General features: G+C 70.8%; 20 protein-coding genes and 1 tRNA gene. 11 read left to right on the top strand and 10 right to left on the bottom strand.

The genetic code is table 11. The annotated features are described in order from the left end of the window. Positions 1–4: 4 nt before the first annotated feature. Complete coding sequence (locus MUN76_RS12140; RefSeq protein WP_244684996.1) at positions 5–1,027, top strand: o-succinylbenzoate synthase; 1,023 nt, start codon at positions 5–7, stop codon at positions 1,025–1,027. A gap of 40 nt (positions 1,028–1,067) precedes the next feature. On the opposite strand, the gene MUN76_RS12135 is transcribed toward MUN76_RS12140, so the two are convergent. The 4 genes from MUN76_RS12135 to MUN76_RS12120 form a co-directional block, all read right to left on the bottom strand. After that, the gene (locus MUN76_RS12135; protein ID WP_244684995.1) at positions 1,068–2,276 is read right to left on the bottom strand and encodes a cobalamin-independent methionine synthase II family protein; all 1,209 of its coding nucleotides are present in this window, start codon (positions 2,274–2,276) and stop codon (positions 1,068–1,070) included. 67 nt (positions 2,277–2,343) lie between these two features. After that, complete coding sequence (locus MUN76_RS12130) at positions 2,344–4,077, bottom strand: AMP-binding protein (protein WP_244684994.1); 1,734 nt, start codon at positions 4,075–4,077, stop codon at positions 2,344–2,346. 5 nt (positions 4,078–4,082) lie between these two features. Then, positions 4,083–7,241 (bottom strand): DUF2207 domain-containing protein, encoded by a 3,159-nt coding sequence (locus MUN76_RS12125; RefSeq protein ID WP_244684993.1) that lies wholly within the window; start codon positions 7,239–7,241, stop codon positions 4,083–4,085. Positions 7,242–7,245: 4 nt separating this feature from the next. Next, entirely contained in the window at positions 7,246–7,854 is a 609-nt protein-coding gene (locus MUN76_RS12120) for an adenine phosphoribosyltransferase (RefSeq protein ID WP_244684991.1), read from the bottom strand. Positions 7,855–7,985: 131 nt separating this feature from the next. On the opposite strand from MUN76_RS12120, the gene MUN76_RS12115 reads away from it, so the two are divergent. Continuing rightward, positions 7,986–8,059: transfer RNA gene (locus MUN76_RS12115), tRNA-Arg, on the top strand. Between the two features lie 99 nt (positions 8,060–8,158). Here the strand turns inward: MUN76_RS12115 and MUN76_RS12110 are convergent. Further along, the gene (locus MUN76_RS12110) at positions 8,159–8,377 is read right to left on the bottom strand and encodes a hypothetical protein (RefSeq protein WP_244684990.1); all 219 of its coding nucleotides are present in this window, start codon (positions 8,375–8,377) and stop codon (positions 8,159–8,161) included. A gap of 114 nt (positions 8,378–8,491) precedes the next feature. After that, entirely contained in the window at positions 8,492–8,902 is a 411-nt protein-coding gene (locus MUN76_RS12105; RefSeq protein ID WP_244684988.1) for a DUF1801 domain-containing protein, read from the bottom strand. Positions 8,903–9,104: 202 nt separating this feature from the next. Between MUN76_RS12105 and MUN76_RS12100 the strand changes: the two genes are divergently transcribed. Beyond that, positions 9,105–10,058 (top strand): EamA family transporter, encoded by a 954-nt coding sequence (locus MUN76_RS12100; protein ID WP_244684986.1) that lies wholly within the window; start codon positions 9,105–9,107, stop codon positions 10,056–10,058. Between the two features lie 62 nt (positions 10,059–10,120). Next, entirely contained in the window at positions 10,121–10,648 is a 528-nt protein-coding gene (locus MUN76_RS12095; RefSeq protein ID WP_244684984.1) for a Dps family protein, read from the top strand. Between the two features lie 131 nt (positions 10,649–10,779). On the opposite strand, the gene MUN76_RS12090 is transcribed toward MUN76_RS12095, so the two are convergent. Further along, the gene (locus tag MUN76_RS12090; protein ID WP_244684983.1) at positions 10,780–11,337 is read right to left on the bottom strand and encodes a small multidrug efflux protein; all 558 of its coding nucleotides are present in this window, start codon (positions 11,335–11,337) and stop codon (positions 10,780–10,782) included. A 190-nt stretch (positions 11,338–11,527) separates the two neighbouring features. Here MUN76_RS12090 and MUN76_RS12085 point away from each other — a divergent pair, with 190 nt between their 5' ends. Next, positions 11,528–12,766, top strand: a complete 1,239-nt coding sequence (locus MUN76_RS12085) for a sensor histidine kinase (protein ID WP_244684981.1) — start codon at positions 11,528–11,530, stop codon at positions 12,764–12,766. Next, the gene (locus tag MUN76_RS12080) at positions 12,763–13,365 is read left to right on the top strand and encodes a response regulator transcription factor (RefSeq protein ID WP_244684979.1); all 603 of its coding nucleotides are present in this window, start codon (positions 12,763–12,765) and stop codon (positions 13,363–13,365) included. The genes MUN76_RS12085 and MUN76_RS12080 overlap by 4 nt, the downstream gene beginning before the upstream one ends. Positions 13,366–13,383: 18 nt before the next feature. Here MUN76_RS12080 and MUN76_RS12075 read toward each other — a convergent pair whose 3' ends face one another. Next, the gene (locus MUN76_RS12075; RefSeq protein WP_244684978.1) at positions 13,384–13,854 is read right to left on the bottom strand and encodes a MarR family winged helix-turn-helix transcriptional regulator; all 471 of its coding nucleotides are present in this window, start codon (positions 13,852–13,854) and stop codon (positions 13,384–13,386) included. A 139-nt stretch (positions 13,855–13,993) separates the two neighbouring features. On the opposite strand from MUN76_RS12075, the gene MUN76_RS12070 reads away from it, so the two are divergent. Next, on the top strand, positions 13,994–14,260 hold the full coding sequence (locus MUN76_RS12070) for a hypothetical protein (RefSeq protein ID WP_244684976.1): 267 nt from the start codon (positions 13,994–13,996) through the stop codon (positions 14,258–14,260). Here the strand turns inward: MUN76_RS12070 and MUN76_RS12065 are convergent. Further along, entirely contained in the window at positions 14,229–14,897 is a 669-nt protein-coding gene (locus MUN76_RS12065; protein WP_244684975.1) for a TetR/AcrR family transcriptional regulator, read from the bottom strand. The two genes, MUN76_RS12070 and MUN76_RS12065, sit on opposite strands and share 32 nt — an antisense overlap. Before the next feature lie 73 nt (positions 14,898–14,970). On the opposite strand from MUN76_RS12065, the gene MUN76_RS12060 reads away from it, so the two are divergent. The 3 genes from MUN76_RS12060 to MUN76_RS12050 all read left to right on the top strand — a co-directional run bounded on the left by MUN76_RS12060 (position 14,971) and on the right by MUN76_RS12050 (position 17,718). After that, on the top strand, positions 14,971–15,549 hold the full coding sequence (locus MUN76_RS12060; RefSeq protein ID WP_244684973.1) for a hypothetical protein: 579 nt from the start codon (positions 14,971–14,973) through the stop codon (positions 15,547–15,549). A 9-nt stretch (positions 15,550–15,558) separates the two neighbouring features. Further along, on the top strand, positions 15,559–16,758 hold the full coding sequence (locus tag MUN76_RS12055; protein WP_244684971.1) for an MFS transporter: 1,200 nt from the start codon (positions 15,559–15,561) through the stop codon (positions 16,756–16,758). 66 nt (positions 16,759–16,824) lie between these two features. Next, entirely contained in the window at positions 16,825–17,718 is an 894-nt protein-coding gene (locus tag MUN76_RS12050; RefSeq protein WP_244684969.1) for a class II glutamine amidotransferase, read from the top strand. A gap of 85 nt (positions 17,719–17,803) precedes the next feature. On the opposite strand, the gene MUN76_RS12045 is transcribed toward MUN76_RS12050, so the two are convergent. Continuing rightward, positions 17,804–18,226 (bottom strand): SHOCT domain-containing protein, encoded by a 423-nt coding sequence (locus MUN76_RS12045; RefSeq protein ID WP_244684968.1) that lies wholly within the window; start codon positions 18,224–18,226, stop codon positions 17,804–17,806. A gap of 147 nt (positions 18,227–18,373) precedes the next feature. Here MUN76_RS12045 and MUN76_RS12040 point away from each other — a divergent pair, with 147 nt between their 5' ends. Beyond that, entirely contained in the window at positions 18,374–20,296 is a 1,923-nt protein-coding gene (locus tag MUN76_RS12040) for an AMP-dependent synthetase/ligase (RefSeq protein WP_346730393.1), read from the top strand. The last annotated feature ends 9 nt before the right edge of the window (positions 20,297–20,305 follow it).

The following is a 20,305-nucleotide window of genomic DNA, read 5'->3' as shown; positions in this document are numbered from 1 at the left end:
AGCTATGTCCGGCCGTCCGCTCCCCCCGCTCGACACGGTGCTCGACGCGGCGCGGGTGGTGACGATCCCGACCCGCACCCGGTTCCGCGGCGTGAGCGTGCGCGAGGCCGTGCTGCTCGCCGGCCCCGAGGGACCGAGCGAGTTCTCGCCGTTCGTGGAGTACGACGACGCCGAGGCCGCGACCTGGCTGGCGGGGGCGCTGGACTTCGGCTGGCACCCGCAACCCGCCATGCGACGCGATCGCATCGCGGTCAACGCGACGGTGCCCGCGGTCGATCCTGAGGCGGTGCCCGGGATCCTCGCGCGGTTCCCGGGCTGCCGCACCGCGAAGGTCAAGGTCGCCGAGCGCGGGCAGGATCTCGCCGCCGACGTGGCACGCGTCCGTGCGGTGCGCGAAGCGATGGACGACGAAGCGCGAGTGCGCATCGACGCGAACGGCGGCTGGACCGTGGAGCAGGCCGTCGACGCCCTGCGCGCGCTGGCGTCGTTCGATCTCGACTACGCCGAGCAGCCGTGCGCCACGGTGGCGGAGTTGGTCGCCGTGCGCGATGCTCTCGCAGGATCCGGCACGCGAGTGCGGATCGCCGCCGATGAGAGCGTGCGCAAGGCCGACGACCCGATCGCGGTCGCCCGCTCTGGCGCCGCCGACCTGCTGATCCTGAAGGCGCAACCGCTCGGCGGGATCCCGAACGCCCTCGGCATCGTGGCCGAAGCCGGTCTGCCCGTCGTCGTATCGAGTGCGCTCGACACCTCGGTCGGCATCGCCATGGGACTGCGGCTCGCCGCCGCACTGCCGGAGGAGCTCCTGGCCGGGGCCTGCGGGCTCGGCACCGTGGCGCTGCTCGACGGCGACGTGACGGCCGACTCGCTGCTCCCGGTCGACGGGGCGATCGCCGTGCGGCGACCGGCGCTCGACGCCGCACTCCTCGAGCGGCACCGGGCCACGCCGGAGCGAGAGGCCTGGTGGCGGGAACGGATCCGCCGCTGCTACGACGTGCTGGTGCAGCGGGCCGCGGCCGTCGGCTGAGCGAGCGTCAGGCTCCGCTCAGCCGGCGATCCAACAACGCTCAGACGCGAGCCGACGCGCGACGCGCGCCCTCGCCGAGCGACTCGAGCTTCGCCCACGCGATCTGCGGGTGCACGCGCCCGCCGAGTCCGCAGTCGGTCGCGGCGATGACCCGATCCGGGCCCACGACGCGTGCGAAGCGCTCGATGCGCTGCGCGACGAGATCCGGGTGCTCGACCAGGTTCGTCGAGTGGCCGATGACGCCGGGGACGAGGATCAGGTCGTCGGGGATGATCGCGGCGTTCTCCTCCCACACCGCCCACTCGTGCTCGTGGCGGGCGTTCGCCGCCTCGAAGGAGATCTGGCCGACCTTCGCACCGAGCACCGTCTTCAGGATGTGCTTCAGCTCGATGTCGGTGGTGTGCGGGCCGTGCCAGGAGCCCCAGCACAGGTGCAGACGGATCTGCTCCTTGGGCAGCCCCTCGATCGCCGCGTTGATCGCGTCGATGCGGATCTGCGTGAACGCGAGGTAGTCCTCGACGCTCGGCTCGGGGTTGATCTGGTCCCAGTTCTCGGCGAGCGACGGATCGTCGAGCTGCAGGATCAGCCCGGCGTCGGTGACGGCGCGGTACTCCTCGCGGAGGGCCGAGACCCACGCGTCGATGTGCTCCTGCTCGCTCGCGTAGTACTCGTTCTCGATGCGGGCGGCGGATCCCGGTGCGATCGCGGTCAGGAAGCCGCGCTCCCCCTCGCGCAGCGCGGCACTCAGGTTACGGGTGTCGGCGGCGATGGCGGCCTGACCGGTGTAGCTGATCGGACCGGTCGTCGCGGGGAACGCGGTCGCGTTCTTGCCGACGCTGATCCCGCTCTCCGGATCGCGGTAGGCGTCGGCGAAGATGCTCCAGTCGCGACGATCCGGGAACGAGGTGAGCTGCACGTCACCGGGGGCCGAGCGCACCGGGGTCTGGCTGAAGATGTCCTTGCCGGTGAGCGAGAGCCCGGCGGTGCGCTGGAAGGAGTAGGTCCACCAGGCGCCGTAGTCGACCGCGTTCGACATGGCCTTGCCGAACTCGCCGTCGCCGGGCTGGGTGATGCCGGCCTCGCGCTGACGCTCGACGATATCGCGCACGGCCTCGCCCACCAGCGCCTCGTACTCGGGCGTCGAGCGCAGCGTGAAGCCGTCGTCCTCGAACGTTCGGGCGGCGTTCGCCTCGATGAGGGCCTGCGTGCGCGGCAGGCTTCCGGCGGTGGTGGTCTCGATCTGCGTCATGCCGACCACGCTAGCGGGCCGTCGGGGCGGTCCCGAATTGCGTGACGTTCCGTGACCCCGCCCGCGACTACCCCTTCAGGCCGGGGAAGTCCTCCTCGCGCCACTCGCTCGCGATCCGCTCCCCGGCGGCGTGCGCGGCCTCCTCGCGCTGCCGCAGCTCGACCCGCCGGATCTTGCCCGACGTCGTCTTCGGCAGCTCGAAGAACTCGACGCGGCGCACCCGCATGTAGGGCGGCAGCGCGGTGCGCGCGTGCGCCAGAATCGCCCGCGCCGCGTCGGCATCGGCAGCCGTGCCCGCGGCGAGCGCGACGTAGGCCTTCGTCACGTTGAGGCGAGTGTCGTCGGGGGCGGCGACCACCGCGGCTTCGGCCACGAAGGCGTGCTCGAGGAGCGCGCTCTCGACCTCGAACGGCGACACCTTGAAGTCGCTCGACTTGAAGATGTCGTCGGTGCGCCCGACGAACGTCAGGACCCCGTGCGCGTCGCGCTGCGCGACGTCACCCGTGTGGAACAGCTCGCCCTCGGTCGCGCGGGCGGTCGCGGCCGGATCGCCGTAGTACCCCGGCATCAGGTTCACCGGCCGCTCGGGCGCGAGACGCAGGCAGATCTCCCCCTCATCGACCTCCGCACCGGACACGGGGTCGATGAGCACCGCGTCGACGCCCGGGAGCGGTCGCCCCATGGCACCCGGCACGAGCGGATCGCCCGGCATGTTGCCGATGAGCGCGGTCGTCTCCGTTTGCCCGTAGCCGTCGCGCAGCTCGAGGCCCCACCACTCGTGAATCCTGGCGATGACCTCGGGGTTCAGCGGCTCACCGGCCGACACGATCTCGCGCAGGGCGTGCGGCTTGCGGTCGAGCCGGTGCTGGATCAGCATGCGCCACACCGTCGGAGGCGCGCAGAACGTGCTCACCCCGGCGCGATCCAGCTCGGAGACGAGGAACTCGGCATCGAACCGCGCGTAGTTCGCCACGAAGATCGTTGCTCCGACGTGCCACGGCCCGAAGAAGCTCGACCAGGCGTGCTTCGCCCACCCGGGGGCGCTGATCACGAGGTGGGTGTCGCCCGGTCGCACCCCGAGCCACGACAGGGTCGTGAGGTGGCCGAGCGGGTAGCTCGTGTGGGAGTGGACGACGATCTTCGGCAGGCTCGTCGTGCCCGAGGTGAAGTAGAGCAGCGCGGGATCCTCGCTCGCCGTGGTCTTCGCGATCGGTGCGACCGACGCCGCGCTCGATTCCTCGTACCGCACCCAGTCGAACAGCGCCGCGCGCTCGTCTGCCGTCGCCGCGTCGAAGCCGACCCCGACACCGCGGTAGTCGCCGGGAACCGCTGCGAACTTCATGGCGTCCTCGGCCGCCGCGAACACCCACCGCACCGTGCCCCGTGACACCCGATCCTCGAGCTCATGCGGGCCGAGCACGACCGAGGTCGGCAGCAGCACGACCCCGATCTTCATCGCGGCGAGCATGATCTCCCACAGCTCCACGCGGTTGCCGAGCATCAGCATCGCCACGTCGCCGCGTCGCGCGCCGATGCGGAGCATCCAGTTGGCCACCTGATCGGAGCGGCGCTTGAGCTGCGCGAACGTGCGGGAGAGCTCGCTGCCGTCCTCCTCCGAAATGCGCAGGGCCGGAGAGTCGTTGCCGTCCGCAAGCACATCGAAGACATCGTGGGCCCAGTTGAAGTGGGCTCCGACATCGGGCCAGCGGAACTCCGCTCGGGCGCGATCGGGAGCACCCGCCAGCTCGAGCAACTGATCCCGGGCTGCGAGGAAGGCGGCGGTGGCGTCGGTGTGGCTCATGGGTCCTATTGTCTCTTGGATCGTGCCGCGCGTTGCGAGGTTCGGGATCGCGCCGCGGCCTGCGCACGCGCTTGCGCGCCCGTGGACGTGCGCGGCGGCGTCGGCCGCGCCTTCGCGACCAGGACCGCCTGCGCCGTCACCGCGACCAGCATGACACCGCCGAGCAGGAACGCGGCGATCCCCCGGGAGTCGCTGCCGGGCATGCTCATGACCGCCCAGCCGAAGGCCACGCACTGCGCGACGGTGGCGATAGGGATCGCGGCGAAGGCGATCGTCGCGAGCGACGCGCTGGCGCCCCGGCGCGAGCGCACGGCCATGACCATCGTGCCGACCGACGCGACCGTGATGAGCCCGGCGAGACCGAGCACCAGCCCGTAAGGCAGGTGATAGGCGGTCTGGTAGCGCTCGAACGCCTCGTCGTCGACGCCGCTGAAGGTGCCCTCGGCGAAGTCGATCCGCACCCCGAGATCGTTCGTGCGACCCAGGTCGTACTTCGTCAGCCAGGCGTTGACGTCGGGATCGATCGTGTACGGCGGTCCCTCGCCCTCGGCGTCGCCGGGTCGGGACTCCACCTCGTCGACGGCGAGGCGGACGACGAGCGCGCCGTCCTCGTCGACGCGCTCGCTGCCGATGCGCAGGTCGTAGGCCTGGCTGTCGTCGGAGTAGGTGCGGAACTCCATCTCCCACGGCTCGTACCAGTTACCGCTCTCGAACGGGATCCGGTCGCGATCCATATCGGAATCGATCCAGCCGCCGCCACGGATTGCGTCGACCAGGTCGGGCGCGACCGTGAGCTGCAGGCTGATCGGGCGCACCGGGGCATCGCCGTCGAAAGGGTTGCTCGGGTTCGTGTAGAACGTGTCGTCCCAGAAGGTGTAGAGCGCGGTCCACCGCAGCTGCTGGGTGGTCTCGGGATCCGTCACCGCATCGACCACCGGGGTCGACAGCGTGTACTCGATCTCCACGTCGTGCGAGCCGCTCAGCACCTCCTCGAGCTGCGTCACGACCGCGAGGCTCTGCGGCTGCGGGATCTCCCGGAACGGGACCTCCTCGCCGTCGATCCGCACCGCGTCGACGGCCGTTCCGAGGGGCTGCCCGAGTCGGGTGCTCGGCCACTCGCGCACGAACTGCGGCACGCGCCCGCCGTCGGCGAAGCCCACGGTGTGGTGCTCGACCACACGAAGCGACGCCCGCCGCTCGGCGTCGCGCTCGAGCGTCGCCTCGATCTCGAACCCCTCGATCTGGGTGAGCGACGTGCCCGGCAGGTCACTGAATCTCGAGATGTGGTCCAGCGAGTGCATGTACGGCGCCGGCTGGGTCGCGGCGGTCACGACCGCCCCCGCGAAGAGGGCGATCGATGCCGCGAGCGCAAGGAGTGCCGGGATCGACACGAAGTGCTCCGTGCGCCAGCCGCGGCCGAGATGCGGATCCCCGGCCTCCTGCCCGGCGAGCGCAGCCGCGGCGCGACCGGCTCGGCGCGGCCGCTCGAAGAGCAGCGCGTACGGCAGCAGTGGATCGTCGACGGGGCCGCGATCCCGCAGCCGGGTCGCCTGCGCGTACGCGTCGATCCCGCGCAACTGCTGCATCAGCAGGGCGCCGGATCGGGTGAGCGGACGCGGCCGCTGGACGACCCACAGGGTCGCGAACGCGAGGGCCGTCGAGATCACGACGAACGCGAACGGCCACCACACGACGGTGAGGATCACCTGCTCCGACAGCTGCCGCAGGATGCCCCACTGCAGCAGGGTGAGGGCGATCGGCGCGCAGCGGAACGTGTCGCGCACGTAGCTGTCGGGCACCCACCGCAGCTTCTCCTCGACGACGAGGTCGTCCTTCGACCAGCGCGACGAGCGGCGCCAGACGGATGGGAAGTTGCCCGCGCGACCGGCGCGACGGCCGGCGCGGGCGACGGCGCTCAACCAGCTCGTGCGCTTCTCGGTCAGGCGCGCATCGGGCTCGCCCCGGCGGGTCCGCGGCACCCGGGCCAGAGCATCGACGAGCTCGGCGTGCCGGGGCCGGTCGAGGAACTGCGCGACGAGCCCGGGCGAATCCTCCGGCGGCGTGCTCCGCGGCAGGTACCAGGGCTCCCCCGCGCTGTCGGCCCACACGATCCGGCGAGCCGCGAGCGCGAAGAGGAGCAGGATCCCGAGCAGCACCAGCGGGATCAACGGGCCGTAGGTCTGCACCCAGAACAGCGTGGTCTGCGGCGGCTGCTCGAAGGTTCCGGGCGCGAAGCTGGCGTCGATCCAGACGTCGGCGTTCGGCGGCAGCGTGTCGTCGTTGGTGAAGGCGTAGCGGACGCCCGCGGCGGTCTCGGCCTCGGGGGTGAGCCACACCGTCTCGCTGAGGAGCAGCCAGCCGACGTACGCCTTCGGCGCGCGCACCAGCGCGTCGTTCACCTCGGGCGCGAGCGTCAGGGAGACCTCGATGCCCTTCGTGGCCTGCGGCCACGTGGGCGCGAACAGCGGCCAGGAGAGCTCGTCGATCGGGCGGTCCGTGGCTTCGTCGACCTCGCTGGAGACGAGGTGGTGGAGGACGTACGAGACGCGGATCTCCGGTGTGCCCGAGAAGTCGGCGCCGTCGGCGCGCGCGAGCCGGATCGTGGTGGTGGTCGGCTGCGCGTCGATCGTCATCTCGGCGGCGACCCCGTCGATCGTGGCCTCCACCAGCTCGAACTCCACGTCGTGACCGCGGAACTCCGTGACGATCTCGCGTTCGACCCGCGATTCCGGACCGTTCACGAAGTCCGCGGTATACGTCTCGCTCACCTCGGCGACGAACGCGCCGTCGTCGTCGCGATCCACCACGTAGTCGATCGCCGCGTCGCGGGCGACCCAGTCCACTTCGCTGAGCTCCGCGGAGTCGATCACGTCGTCGAAGTCGAGGGGCTTGTTGATGATCGGCCCGAACAGCAGGAACACGCCGATGAGCGCGAGCGCGACCCAGCTCGCGATGATCCCGCCGCGCACCGTCCGATCGCCCCGGGCGCGAAGGCGTGTCTCGACCGCGGTGAGCACTCGTGCGAGCCAGCGGAAGAACGGGGTGTGCTCGGGCTGCGGATCGGGGATCCTGCCCGAGGTCAGCAGCTCCGGATCCGACCCCTCGAGGTCGAACGGATCCATCGGGGGCAGCTTGCCGCCCGTCTTGCGCCGCTTCGTGCTCATCGGGTCAGCTGTGGAAGACCGTGTGCAGCGCGGGATCGTCGATGGCCGCCCGGCCGCCGAGGCCGTCGATCTCGAAGAGCACGGCGGTACCCGCGACGGCGTAGCCGAGCTCGCGCATCAGCGCGTGCGCCGCGACGAGGGTGCCTCCGGTCGCGAGCACGTCGTCGATGAGCAGGACGCGGCTCCCCGGGGCGAAGTCGGCGTGCGCCTCGATCTCGGCAGTGCCGTACTCGAGGGCGTACCCGACCGTGCCCGCGGGTCGGGGCAGTCTGCCCGACTTCCGGATCGGCATGAGGCCGGTTCCGCTCGTGTACGCGGCGGCGCTCGCCAGCAGGAACCCGCGCGCCTCGAGGCCCGCGACCACGTCGAACCGGCCCGCGAAGGGTGCGATGAGCGCGTCGACGGTCGCGCGCAGCGCCGGGCCGTCGGCCAGCAGCGGGGTGATGTCGCGGAACAGGATCCCCTCGGACGGGTAGTCGGGGATCTCGAGGATCAGCGACTCCGCGCGTGCGAGCTCGGCGGACGGCGCGTCGAGATGAGCGCCGGAGCGAGCGCCGGTGCGAGCGTCGGAGTGAGCGGAGTCGAGCTTCGCGCTCGTCGGGTTCGTTGACACGCCCTCTAGGCTACCCGCAGCCCATGACATGCCACGGCCGGGAACGGCGCGACGCCACGCGCGGCGGGGTCGGCGTGATTTTCGTTTTGCCCGAGGGTCGTGTAATGTATCTCTGGTTGGCACGCCAACATGCGCCCCTAGCTCAGCTGGATAGAGCATCTGACTACGGATCAGAAGGTCAGGGGTTCGAATCCCTTGGGGCGCACAGCAAGACCCTCACCGTTCGCGGTGGGGGTCTTTGTGTGTGCGCGGTGCGGCTTCCGGGCATCACACCACCACTCGTCACGACCGGTGAAGGTACCCTCTACTCCCCGTCGTAGTTCTCCTCGCGGCGCCGACGCACGGGCGACGTGGTGGCCTTCACAAACAACCGCACGAGCGACTGCTTCTTCACGAGGTACGAGCGCGCGTCGATGTCACCCGCCGCGAACTGCTCCTCGAGCTCGCGCAGCGTGTCCTCCGCCGCGGCGGCGTCGAACCGGGACTGCCGCCCGTCGAACGCCGACGTCTCCCTGATCTTCACGTCGCCCCCATCCCGAGCGCCGCGATCGATGCTCGTGGCGACAGCCTCTCATGCGCCGCTGACACTCGCCCGCTGACACTCGCCCGCTGACACTCACCCGCCACGGCGAACGGCTCAGCGGGACGCGGCCATCGAGCGCTCGATGAGCGTGCGCAGCACGCCGCGATCGACCTTCGAGAGCCGAGTGAGGTACAGGCACGCCGTGCTCGCCCTGTGGGGCCCGAGCTGCTCCAGCAGGTCGGGCCAGCGCTCGGCGAAGTCGCTCACGAGGTACAACGTGTGCTTCGCGGCTCCCGGGGCGAACGCGAGCAGCGGTGCGATCCCCGTGCGTCCGCTGTCGGTGGCGTAGTCGACCTGACCGAACCCGAGGATCCGCCCGGCCCACACGACGGGTTCCTCTCCGCTGATCTCGCGGTGCATCTGCAGGAGCTCGTCGACCTCGGCGCGGCGCGGGCCGGTCGCCCGATCGAGCACCTCCGCGACGGGCAGGTCGGACGGCGACATTGCGGGTTCAGATGTCGGCATGGGACCCTCTCGATCGCTGCGGGAGCACCGCCCGGAGACGCATCGCTCCGCGGTTCTGCGACTCACCGTACGCCGCCCGGGGAATCCCCCGCAAGGTGTGACGTGAGTTCTGGTCGCCGCCCGCTCCGGCAGCCGGTAGGCTCACCTTAGAACGCGTCGGCACCCCGCTCGCGCGGACCGGGACGATCGAGAGGCGGCGGCGGTGGGAACTGGGCGCGCATGGCCCGTGATGGGATTCCTGCTGGCGCTGGGGTCGGCGGCCTGCTTCGCGCTTTCGGGCATCTTCGCCAGTGCGCTCATGTCGGCGGGCTGGAGCGCCGGAGCCGCCGTCACCGCGCGCATCGGATTCGCCGCGGTCGTGCTCGCCGTGCCGACCTGCATCATGCTGCGCGGCGAGTGGGATCGGGTGCGTCGCGCCTGGCGACCGATCCTGCTCTTCGGGCTGCTCGCGGTGGTCGGGTGCCAGCTGGCGTTTTTCCTCGCCGTGCAGTTCATCCCGCCGAGCCTTGCGCTGCTCATCGAGTTCCTCGGTCCGGTCATGCTCGTCTTCTGGTACTGGATCCGCACCCGGGTGCAGCCGTCGGGTCTGACCCTGATCGGCGCCGCCATCGCCGTGCTCGGCCTCGTCGCGGTATCGGGTGTGGCGACCGGCGGAGCCCTGCATCCGCTCGGGATCCTCTTCGCCCTGATCGCCGCAGTCGGCAACGCCTCCTACTTCGCGGCCGGCGCATCGAGCGACCACGGCATCCCGCCGCTGCCGTTCGTGGGGCTCGGCCTCGCGGTCGGGGCGGTCGCGCTCGTCGTCGTGTCGGCGACCGGCCTGCTCCCCTTCACCGCGACCGCAGCACCGGCCACGCTCGTCAGCGTCTCCGTGTCCCCTGTCGTGGTCGTGACCGGCATGGTGCTGATCTCGACCGTGATCTCGTACGTGCTCGGCGTCGCCGCCGCCCGCCGGCTCGGCGCGACCGTGGCGAGTTTCACCGGCTACTCCGAGCCGCTGTTCGGGATCCTGTGGACCATCGTGCTCCTGGCCATCGTGCCGACCGGCCTGCAGTGGGTCGGCGCGGCACTCGTGGTGCTCGGCGTGGTCACGGTGAAGCTCGGGGAGTTGCGGCCGAGAGTGCGGCCCCGAACCCCCGCGCTGTCGGACTCATAGCAATCCGCCCGCGATACGCAACCCCCTGGTGGCCCCGCGCGAGGGGCGCGTACCGTGACGGCATGGCTGAACAGAAAAAGGCGACCGCTCGCGGAGCCCGGACCACCCGTCGTCAGAATGCGGAAGGCGGGTTCACCGCCTCGAAGCAGCTCGTCGAGCACCTCCAGGCCGTGCTCGTCGACCTCATCGAACTCGCCGGCCAGGGCAAGCAGGCGCACTGGAACGTCGTGGGGCGCAACTTCCGCGACACGCACCGAGTGCTCGACGAGATCATCGAGGCCGCCCGCGGCTTCAGCGACGTGATCGCGGAGCGCATGCGCGCGCTGCACGGGATCCCCGACGGCCGCAGCAGCACGGTGTCGAGCACCACCTCGCTCCCGCAGTTCCCGAACGGCGAGGTCGACACGACGGAGACCGTGGATCTCGTGACCGCGCGCCTCGAGTCCGCGGTGGGGACGATCCGGGACGTGCACGACGACGTCGACGACGAGGATCCGACGAGCGCCGACATCCTGCACCAGATCATCGAGAGCCTGGAGCAGTTCGCCTGGATGGTGTCGGCCGAGAACCGCTCGCCGGCCGGGCGCTAGGCTCCCTCAGGATCGAGCGGCCCCCGCTCGGAGCCCACTTCTGCAGCGCGATCGGGGCATCGGGTGCGGAAGTGGGCCTCGACCGGGGGCCGCGCGTTCGACGGCGGACCGCGAGCGGCAGGTGCCTCGGTCTAGCGGACCGCGGAGATGACGCCGGTGGCGATCAGCGTCACGAGTGTGGTCCAGCCGATGATCGCGAGCGCCTGCCAGAACAGGATCCGGCCTCGGCCGATACCCGACGCGGCGAGCATGGTCGCGGTGAACTGGGTCGGCAGGAGCAGTGGACCGAGGAGACTCACGCCGGGAACGCCATACCGCTCGAACGCCCGCTGGAACTTTGCGCGGCGCTCCTCCGATCGCTGACCGGCCTCCGGTCGATCCGCGACCGCGACCGCGGTCGTCGATCCCGCGCCCTCGGCGCCGGCGCGCATCCCGCTCCGCGCCCGGCTGCGCGTCACGACGGCGGTGCGGGCCCGCGCGCTCAGCAAGACCAGCACGGCGACGCAGACGAAGTTGCCGATGATCGCCGACACCGCGGCGACCACGGGGTTGATCCCGCCGAGCACGCCGATCGTCGCGGCCCCCTCACCCTCGACGAAGGGGATCGCGCCGGCGGCGGCGAGGATCAACGGCTGCACGAACTCGTTGACCTGCCCGACGAGGTCCTGGAAGGTGTCGATGATGTTCATGTGCGGTCTCCTCCTGCTTCGGGGCCCGGGATCCGGCGGCGCCGGATCGGGCGGGATCGGAGCCGGCTGCCCCGAGGTCCTCTCCAGTTCATCGGCTCTCCGCCTCCCGCGGAAGTGAGGGGCGTCACGACGTTCCGTGCACCCGTCACGGTCGACCGCTGACAATTGTCATGCGTCTAGGGTGGTCACCATGCAGACCGACGGCAGGACCCGGACGGCGGCGGACGCCACCGCACCCGCGACGCGCCTGCGCCTCACCCGAGGCATCACCGCGACCTGGTGGTACACGGTTGCGGGGGTCCTCGCCTTCGAGATCCTGCTCATTCTGCTCTGGATCACCGCGATGCTCGAGGGCGGGGCGCCCGCCGTGGAGCTGCTCGCCGTGCTCGCCGCCGGATGCATCTGGATCGCCTCGACCGTGCCGCTCACGCTCCGGTACCGCGCCCAGGAGGAGGGGCTGCCCGACGTGCGCTGGCTCAGTGCGCTCGTGCCGCTCGTCGTCTCGGTGGGCACCGGCCTGCTGGCGTGGTGGTTCTCCGGGCTCTGGGTCGCTGCAGCATTTCCGCTGGCGCAATCGCTCGCACTCCTGAACTGGCCGCGCGGCGTACGGTTCCGCGTGGTCATCGCCGCGACCCTGCTGCTGATCGCCCTCACCGTCGTCGACGTCCGCGTCACGATTCTCGCCGAGGACGGCGCCGCCGCGCTCGGGCAGTGGATCCTGCCCTGCACGTACGCGATCATCCTGCCGTCTATGACGGCGGCCTCGCTCTGGTGGTGGGACGTCGTCATCAGCCTGGATCGCGCGCGGGGCGCTGAGGCGCGGCTCGGTGCAACCCAGGAGCGGCTGCGGGTCGCCACCGACGTGCACGACCTGCAGGGGCACCACCTGCAGGTGATCGCGTTGCAGCTCGAACTCACCGAGCGCCTCATCGGCCGCGACCTCGACGCCGCGCTGGATCAACTGCGGGCGGCACGGGCCAGCGTTGATGAGGCACGGCAGGGCACGCGGGATCTCGCGCTCCGCTTCCGCACCGTGCCGCTCGGCGACGAGATCGCGAACGCCGTGGACCTGCTCCGCGCCGCCGGCACCGTCGTCGAGTCGCGGGTGGTGGAGGGCGCGGAGCTTGCTCCCGGGAGTGTGCTCGGCCCCGTGATCCGGGAGACGACGACCAACGTCCTGCGTCACGGCGGCGGCCGCTGGGCGAAGCTCACGCTCGAGCACCAGGGCTCGCAGTGGCGCTACGAGGTGAGCAACGACGACGGATCCGATGCGGCGCCCACCGGCGGAGCGCTCGCCGGCGCGGCGCCCGAGGGCTCCGGGCTCGCGGGCATCGTCCGCCGCGTGGAGGAGGCCGGCGGCACCGTGGAGGTGCGCCGCGGTCGGCACGAGTTCGCCGTGGTGATCCTCCTGCCGGAGGAAGCCCGATGATCCGCGTGCTGCTGGCCGACGACGAGGCCATGATCCGGTCCGCCCTCGCGGCGCTGCTGGACCTCGAGGAGGACATCGAGATCATCGCGACCTGCGCGGACGGGGACGAGGCCGTCGCCGAGGCCCTGCGACTGCGGCCGGACGTCTGCCTGCTCGATCTCGAGATGCCCGGACGCGACGGGGTCGAGGTGGCGGAGCGGTTGCGCGATGCGGGCGGCGTGCGCTGCGTCGTCGTGACGCGGCACGCGCGACCCGGAGTGCTGCGTCGCGCACTGGCCTCGGGGGTCTCGGGCTTTCTGCCGAAGTCCCGCGACGCCTCCGAGGTGGCGGCCGTGATCCGCAGGGTCGCCGCGGGCGGCCGCTACGTCGACCCCGAGATCGCCGCCGACGCACTCAGCGCCGAACGGTGCCCGCTGACCGACCGCGAGCTCGACGTGCTGCGGGCGGGGCAGCGCGGGGAATCGACCGCGCACATCGCTCGGTCGCTCTTCCTCGCGCCGGGCACGGTGCGCAATCACCTGTCAGCGGCGCTCGGCAAGCTCGGCGTTTCGAGCCGGCAGCAGGCCGTGGTGCTCGCCTCCGAACGGGGCTGGCTGTAACGGGCGTGCGGCGGAGGGCTACTCGGACTCCGGGAGCGCGGGATCGGGATCGATCCGTTCCGCGATGACCCGGCGGAGCGACGCGAGCCCGCGCACCAGCGCGTCCAGATCGTCCACGGGCATGTGCTCCAGGTAGTGCTCCCAGGCGCCGTGCCCCTCGAGGATCTGATCGTGGATCCGGGTCGCCCGTTCGGTCGGGATCAGGTGCGTCACCCGCCGGTCGCCCGCGTCACTCGCACGGGACAGGTAGCCCATCGCGACGAGGCGGTCGACGCTCGTGGACACCGACGCCGGGGAGACATCGAGCACCTCGGCGAGATCCCGACCGGTCTGCGCGAGGTCCGACGTGATGAGCAGAATGATCTTCAGCTGATTCGCCGTGAGTCCGGAGGTGATGAGCGGACTCACGAGTCGAGACGCGAGCAGCGCCGTGACGGCGTGCCGTTCCTCGGCGTAGCGCTCGATCAAGCGCGCTCTCGACTCCGTCACACCACTCCGTCCCCCGAGCTTCTCAGCATTCTTCAAACAGTTTAGCTCTTTCTAACTATTAGGATGAATGCCAACCGAGGTCGACGCACGCTGTCCGCGCGCCGGCTCGGCGACGGACGACCGGAATCGGGAGCACACCATGAACATCGACAAGCACCTCGCAGCGTCGAACGACGAGGCCATCGCCCTCGCCACCGCGCTGCTCGCCGAGGGAAAATACGTCGCCGTCGTCAGCAAGCAGATCTCACCGTTCGCGATGCTCGTGAACGAGCACGGCGATCAGTTCACGACCATCGAGATCGACCCGATCGAGCTGATCCCGAGCCTCGAAGCGCTGCAGAACTACGATCTCTCGGGTCACACCCTCGACGCGGTCATCGTCGTGTCGTCGACTCAGGCCGCGTAGCCGCGCCGGTCGATTCGGCGCGCACGTCGCCGAGCGTGGCGATGCGCGCGATCTCCTCGCGCAGGATCCGCACCGCCCAGTCGCGGGGGTCCGGGGCCTCTGCATCGGCCGACTCCGTCTCCGTCTCGGCCAGGATGTGCAGTGCGAGCCCATCCAGCAGCGCGTGCAACCGACGCGACTCGAGGGCCGCCCGGGTCGCCGGGAGCCCCGGCGCAAGGGACTCCACGAGACGCCGGCAGAGGCCCAGGATCGCCCGCGCAGCCTGATCCCGGATCGGCACGAGCTCGGGGGTCGCGGGCGCTTCGGCAATGAGCGCGATGTTGACCTCGAGCTCGGCTCGACTGTCGGGCTCGAGCGGCAGCAGGTGCGACAGCAGGGCGACGGCGTCGCGCTCGGGATCCCCGCTCCGCGGCGCGGCCACGATCCGGTCGGTCGCCCGCTGCACCATCAATTCCGCGGAAAAGGACAGCAGCTCGGTGCGCGTCGGGAAGACGTGGCGCAGCGACCCCACGGCGATCCCCGCGGCGTCGGCGACGGTGCGGACGGAGACGGCGCCGATCCCGCGCTCGAGAATCGTGCGCCAGACGGCCTCGGCGAGCTGCGCCTTGCGCTGCTCGAGATCGATCCGACGGGGCATGGACTCAACGTAGCACGGTCGTGCTACTATGCGTTCTAGTACGAGTGTGCTACGAAAACACGGAGGTCGTCGCGTGATCCTTGCCATCATCCTGAGCTGTGAGATCGGCTTCTGGGTCCTGATCCTGCTCGGCCTCATCGCGCGCTATGTGTTCCGTCGGCCGAAGCTCGGCGCCGCACTGCTGATCATGACCCCGGTCGTCGACCTGATCCTGCTGGCGGCGGTCGCGATCGATCTCAGCGGCGGCGGCACCGCGCACTTCGCGCACACGCTCGCCGCGATCTACCTCGGGTTCTCGATCGCGTACGGGCACCGCATGATCGCGTGGGCCGACGTGCGCTTCGCCCACCGATTCTCGGGCGGCCCCGCCCCCGTCAAGCGCTTCGGCGCCGCCTACACCCGCGCGTGCTGGGCCGATGTGCTCCGTACCGGGCTCGCCATCGTCATCGCGTCCGCGGTGCTGGGGCTGCTCATCGGGATCACGGGAGACGCGGAGCGGTCCCGGGCGCTCACCGAGACCTTCCGCTTCCTCGGCATCATCTTCACGATCGAGGTGATCTGGGCGGCGAGCTACACCGTGTGGCCGAAGAAGGCGCCGGCGGAGGCGGCCGACGCCGGAAACGCCACCGCCGCACCCGCACTGAGACCGTAGTCTGGAGCCATGCGCTGGACCGAACCCTGGTACGCCGCCTACGCGCTCGTGGGCATGATGGTGCTCGGTGTCGCGCCGATCCTCGTCCCCCTCACCGTCGAGCAAGGCGGAAGAAACGGCGCGACCCTAGTCGGACTCGTGGTCGCGGCGTTCTACGTCGGCGGGCTCTTCGCCCCCGTGCTCGGCTCGCTCGCGGATCGCACCGGACGCCAGCGCCTCGTCTTCCTCCTGTGCTTCCCTGTGATGGCGCTCGCCGTAGCCGGTTTCGCCTTCGCCCAGGACGTCTGGCTCTGGGCACTCCTCGCACTCGTGTTCGGCGGCGCCGGCTCCCTTGCGGGCACGGTCGCCGGCCTCTTCATCGTTGAGGCGCACCCGCAAGCCGAGTGGAATACTCGCATCAGCTGGTTCCGGCTGGCCTACGGCGCTGGGCAGGTCGTGGGCCTCATCATTGCCGCGGTGGCGGCGGCGCACCTCCAGCTCGGGTGGCTCCTCACGGCAGTGCTGCTCGCCGCGGGCGTCGCGCTCGGCCGGATCCGCCTGCCACGCCTGCGGCCCGTTCCGTCGGCGGCGAGCGCGAAGCCACACATGAGCGTCCTCGCAGCTCTGCGCGGGCGGTTCGGGATCTTCCTGCTGACGTGGCTCCTCACGATGACGGGAGTGCAGACGTTCTTCAACGTCGTGCCCCTCGTCATGCGCGACGGCTTCTCGGTGCCCCCGAACATGTCGTCCCTGCTCTTCCTCGTGGGTGCCGCGATCGGCACACTGCTCTACCCGCTCGCGGGGCGCTTCGCCAACCGGGTCGGTCCGGGCGTCGTGCTGTTCATCGGACTCGTCACCACGATCGTGGCGTTCGGCGCGATGGCATTGACCACCGCACTCCACCTCCCAGGGGCCACCGTCATCGGATCGGCGGCGTTGGTGCTCGCAGCGATCGCCTACTCGTTCGAGGTGGTCGCGGCCACGATGATGGTGGTGCAGGTGGCACCGGGGTCCGAGGGTTCGGCAATGGGGCTGCTCAACGGGATCATCGCAGCCGGTGCCGTGATCGGCGCGATAGCCCCCGCGTTCCTCGCCCAGGCCCTTGGCTACTCCGCCCTCCCGGCACTCGCGTGCGGGGTGCTGCTGCTCGCGCTCGTCGCCGGCCTGCCGCTCTACCGCCGCTCCGCCTGGGGGCCGCGCACCTTGTCCCCGGCACGATCGGCCGGTTAGCCTGGGCGCACCGTCCCGCATCACCCGCATCATCCCGCATGACCCCGAGAGCGGAGGGAGCACCGCATGTGCCGCTGGCTCGCCTACCTGGGGTCGCCGATCCCGCTCGAGGACGTGCTGGTCACCCCGAACCACTCCCTCATCGATCAGAGTCTGCTCGCCCGCGACCTCATCGTTCCGGGCGCGGGCATCGGCGCGCAGTTCCGCGGTCACGCCTTCCCGACGAACGGCGACGGCTTCGGCGTCGCCTGGTCCGGTCGCGGCGGCCGCATCGGCCGGTTCCGCCAGGTCGAGCCGGCCTGGGACAGCCAGAACCTTCGCGCACTGGCCGCTCAGATCGCATCCGGCTGCTTCCTCGCCCACGTCCGCGCCGCGCCGGGAGGCACCATCGCGGAGCAGAACTGCCACCCCTTCGTGCACGACGGCTGGATGTTTCAGCACAACGGCGAGATCAACGGCTTCTCGGCGCTCAAGCGCGACCTCACCTTCGACGTCGCCCCGGACCTCTACCCCGGCATCCTGGGCAACGGGGACACCGAGGTCTGCTTCTTCCTGGCGCTCACCTACGGCCTCGCCGACGATCCCGTCGCGGCGCTGCGTCGGATGGTGGCCCGGGTCGAACGGGCGCGGCACGAGCGCGACATTGCGGAGCCGTTCCGCGCGACCATGTGCGCGTCCGACGGGTCCCGTCTCGTGGTGCTGCGCTGGATCAGTCCGGATCAGGACCCCGCCGCGCCCGCGCAGGAGGCCCCGTCGCTCTTCCACTCGGCCGGACCGGTGTCGCTCCACACGGCGGAGGACGCGGGATCACCGCTACCGGACGACGCCCAACTCGTCGCCTCAGAGCCGCTCGAGCTGCACTGGAGCCGACGCACCTGGCACGAGGTGCCGACCGGAACCATCGGGGTGTTCCGGCCGGGCGCCGAGCCCGAGTTCACCCCCGTCACGTCTGACGCCTGACGCGTAACGGCTGACGCATCGCGGCGCCGACCTCGCGGAGACGACGTCGCGGGGTCGGGGCGGCGATGCGCCGACCCCGCGAGGCTCAGTTCGCGCGCGCCAGCGCCTGCGCCTTGAGCTGCTGGTACTCCGCCTCGGTGATGCTGCCCGCGTCGAGCAGATCCTTCGCCCGGGCGATCTCGTCGGTGGGCGTCGAGCCCGCAACCTGCTGAATGTAGGCGTCCTGCGCGTCCTGGAACTGCTTCGCCTGCGCCGCCGCGCGCTCGGACATGCCGCGACCGCGCGCGATCAGGTAGATCACCACGGTGATGAACGGCACGAAGATCAGGAAGATGACCCAGACGGCCTTCCACCAGCCGTTGAGCGTGTGGTCGCGGAAGAGATCCGAGATCACGGAGAACACCGCCATGATGTAGGCGAACAGCACGAACAGCGACAGGAACCACCAGATCAGGTCGCCGAACGACCCCCAGAATCCCTGATACTCGACAACAGACAGAACGTTCACGGTGCGGCCTTTCACGACAACATCCCCAGTGAGGACGCAAGTCGCGCTCCCCAAAAACTGACTGTACTGCGCCGCGACCCCGGGACACGAGATCCCCGTCCACGTATTTACCTAGCTTGTCTAGCAATATTCCGATAGTCTCGAACCGTGACCAGCAGCGATCCCAGACACCAGCCCGAGGCGACCTCGACGATCGCAGCGGCGTCCGGCGCTGCGGCGCCGCACGCGTCGACGCCGCAGACCGTCGACATCGAGCAGACGAGGAACGTCACCGAGCTCCTCATGCAGCGCGTCCGCACCGCGCCGCGGCACATCGCGTTCGAGACGCGTCCCGCGGGCAAACCGCTCGATGCCGAGTGGACGCAGATCACCACGCGCGAGTTCGCCGATCAGGTCAGCGCGTTCGCGAAGGGCCTGATCGCCAGCGGCGTGCGCGCCGGGGACACCGTGATGATCATGGCGCCCACCCAGTATCTCTGGGCGGTGGTGGATCACGCCGCCCTCTTCGCCGGGGCCGTCGTGGTGCCGGTCTACGATACGGCGTCCCCCGCGCAGCTCCAGGCCATCATCGCGGATGCCCGCCCGGTCCTCGCTTTCACCGGCACCGCCGTGCACGGCGAGCGCCTGGCGCAGGCGGCCACGGCCTCCGGTACCGAGGCCCCGCAGCTTCGGCTACTGGATCCCGATCCCGCGATCCCGAACGACGCCTCGCTCGCGGGGCTCGCCGAGCTGGGCACGACGGTGACCGACGCGCAGCTCGAGGAGCGGCGCCTGGCCGCGACCCTCGACGACGTCGCCACCATCGTCTACACCTCCGGCACGACGGGCGACCCGAAGGGTGCGCTCATCACGCACCGCAACCTGGTCGGCCAGGTGCTCAACACCGCCGCGGCCTACTCCGAGGTCGTGCAGGAGACGGGCAACACCGTGCTCTTCCTGCCCCTCACCCACGTGCTCGGCCGGGCCCTGCAGCTCATCTGCATCGCCAACGGCATGCGCGTCGCCCACCTCTCGGACCCGAAGGAGGTCGTGCAGTCGCTCGCGATCCTGCGACCGACGTTCCTCGTGGTGGTGCCGCGGGTGCTCGAGAAGATCGAGGACGCGGCCGCGAACTCCGCCCGGGAGAAGAAGGTGCTGCCGCTCTGGCGGGCCGCCCACCGCGCCGCCGTCGCCTGGGGCGTGCACCTCGAGGCAATGGATCGGGATCCCGGTGCGCGTGCACCGCTCGGGCTCCGACTGCGGCACGCACTCTTCGATCGGGTCTTCTACGGCAAGCTCCGCGCGGTCATGGGCGGCCGGATCGACTACCTCCTGTCGGGTGCCGCCACGCTGCGCCCGGAGCTCGCCCGCTTCTTCCGCGGGATCGGGGTGCCGGTCATCGAGGGCTACGGCCTCACCGAGACGACCGCACCGCTGACCGGCGGACGCCCGGGCTCGCTCGTCGCCGGCTCCGTCGGCACGCCGCTCCCCGGCAACGCCGTGCGGATCGCCGACTCCGGGGAGGTGCTGGCGAAAGGCGTCGGCGTCTTCGCGGGGTACCGCAACCCGGTGCACACGGAGCAGGCGTTCGTCGACGGCTACTTCCGCACCGGCGACCTCGGATCCCTCGCACCCGATGGCACCCTCACCCTGCGCGGCCGCCTGAAGCACGTGATCGTGACCTCGACCGGGCGCACCGTCTCCCCCGAGAGCTGGGAGCAGACCGTCGAGCAGCACCCGCTCGTCGCGCACGCGGCCCTCGTCGGCACGGATCGTCCGTACCTCACCGCCCTGGTGGTCATCGACACCGAGGCGGCGACGGCGTGGTTCCGCGACCGCGGCGACGCGCCCGCGCGAGCCCTCACCGAGGACGGGCTGGTCGTCTGCGCGGACGGCCGGCTGACCGAGGAGATCTCGGCGGCGATCCACCGCGCGAATGCCGCCGTCTCGCCCTCCGAACGCGTTCAGGCGTGGGAGGCGGTCGTGATCGGTGAGGACCGCGCGAGCGAGTTCGTCACGCCGACCATGAAGCTCAAACGGCAGGCGCTCCTCGACGAGGCCGCGTCGATCACCGACGGCCTCTACCGCTGAGCGCTCCCG

The organism is Leucobacter rhizosphaerae (assembly GCF_022919175.1).
GTDB lineage: Bacteria > Actinomycetota > Actinomycetes > Actinomycetales > Microbacteriaceae > Leucobacter > Leucobacter rhizosphaerae.
Note: the sequence above shows the minus strand (reverse complement) of the source record. Positions and strands in the feature narration are given on the sequence as shown.

Coding starts and splice junctions, on each gene's coding strand:
- MUN76_RS12070 (WP_244684976.1), top strand. CDS start 13,994: ATGAACATCGACAAGCACCTCGCAGCGTCGAACGACGAGGCCATCGCC.
- MUN76_RS12095 (WP_244684984.1), top strand. CDS start 10,121: ATGGCTGAACAGAAAAAGGCGACCGCTCGCGGAGCCCGGACCACCCGT.
- MUN76_RS12080 (WP_244684979.1), top strand. CDS start 12,763: ATGATCCGCGTGCTGCTGGCCGACGACGAGGCCATGATCCGGTCCGCC.
- MUN76_RS12065 (WP_244684975.1), bottom strand. CDS start 14,897: ATGCCCCGTCGGATCGATCTCGAGCAGCGCAAGGCGCAGCTCGCCGAG.
- MUN76_RS12130 (WP_244684994.1), bottom strand. CDS start 4,077: ATGAGCCACACCGACGCCACCGCCGCCTTCCTCGCAGCCCGGGATCAG.
- MUN76_RS12105 (WP_244684988.1), bottom strand. CDS start 8,902: ATGCCGACATCTGAACCCGCAATGTCGCCGTCCGACCTGCCCGTCGCG.
- MUN76_RS12135 (WP_244684995.1), bottom strand. CDS start 2,276: ATGACGCAGATCGAGACCACCACCGCCGGAAGCCTGCCGCGCACGCAG.
- MUN76_RS12090 (WP_244684983.1), bottom strand. CDS start 11,337: ATGAACATCATCGACACCTTCCAGGACCTCGTCGGGCAGGTCAACGAG.
- MUN76_RS12140 (WP_244684996.1), top strand. CDS start 5: ATGTCCGGCCGTCCGCTCCCCCCGCTCGACACGGTGCTCGACGCGGCG.
- MUN76_RS12085 (WP_244684981.1), top strand. CDS start 11,528: ATGCAGACCGACGGCAGGACCCGGACGGCGGCGGACGCCACCGCACCC.
- MUN76_RS12055 (WP_244684971.1), top strand. CDS start 15,559: ATGCGCTGGACCGAACCCTGGTACGCCGCCTACGCGCTCGTGGGCATG.
- MUN76_RS12125 (WP_244684993.1), bottom strand. CDS start 7,241: ATGAGCACGAAGCGGCGCAAGACGGGCGGCAAGCTGCCCCCGATGGAT.
- MUN76_RS12050 (WP_244684969.1), top strand. CDS start 16,825: ATGTGCCGCTGGCTCGCCTACCTGGGGTCGCCGATCCCGCTCGAGGAC.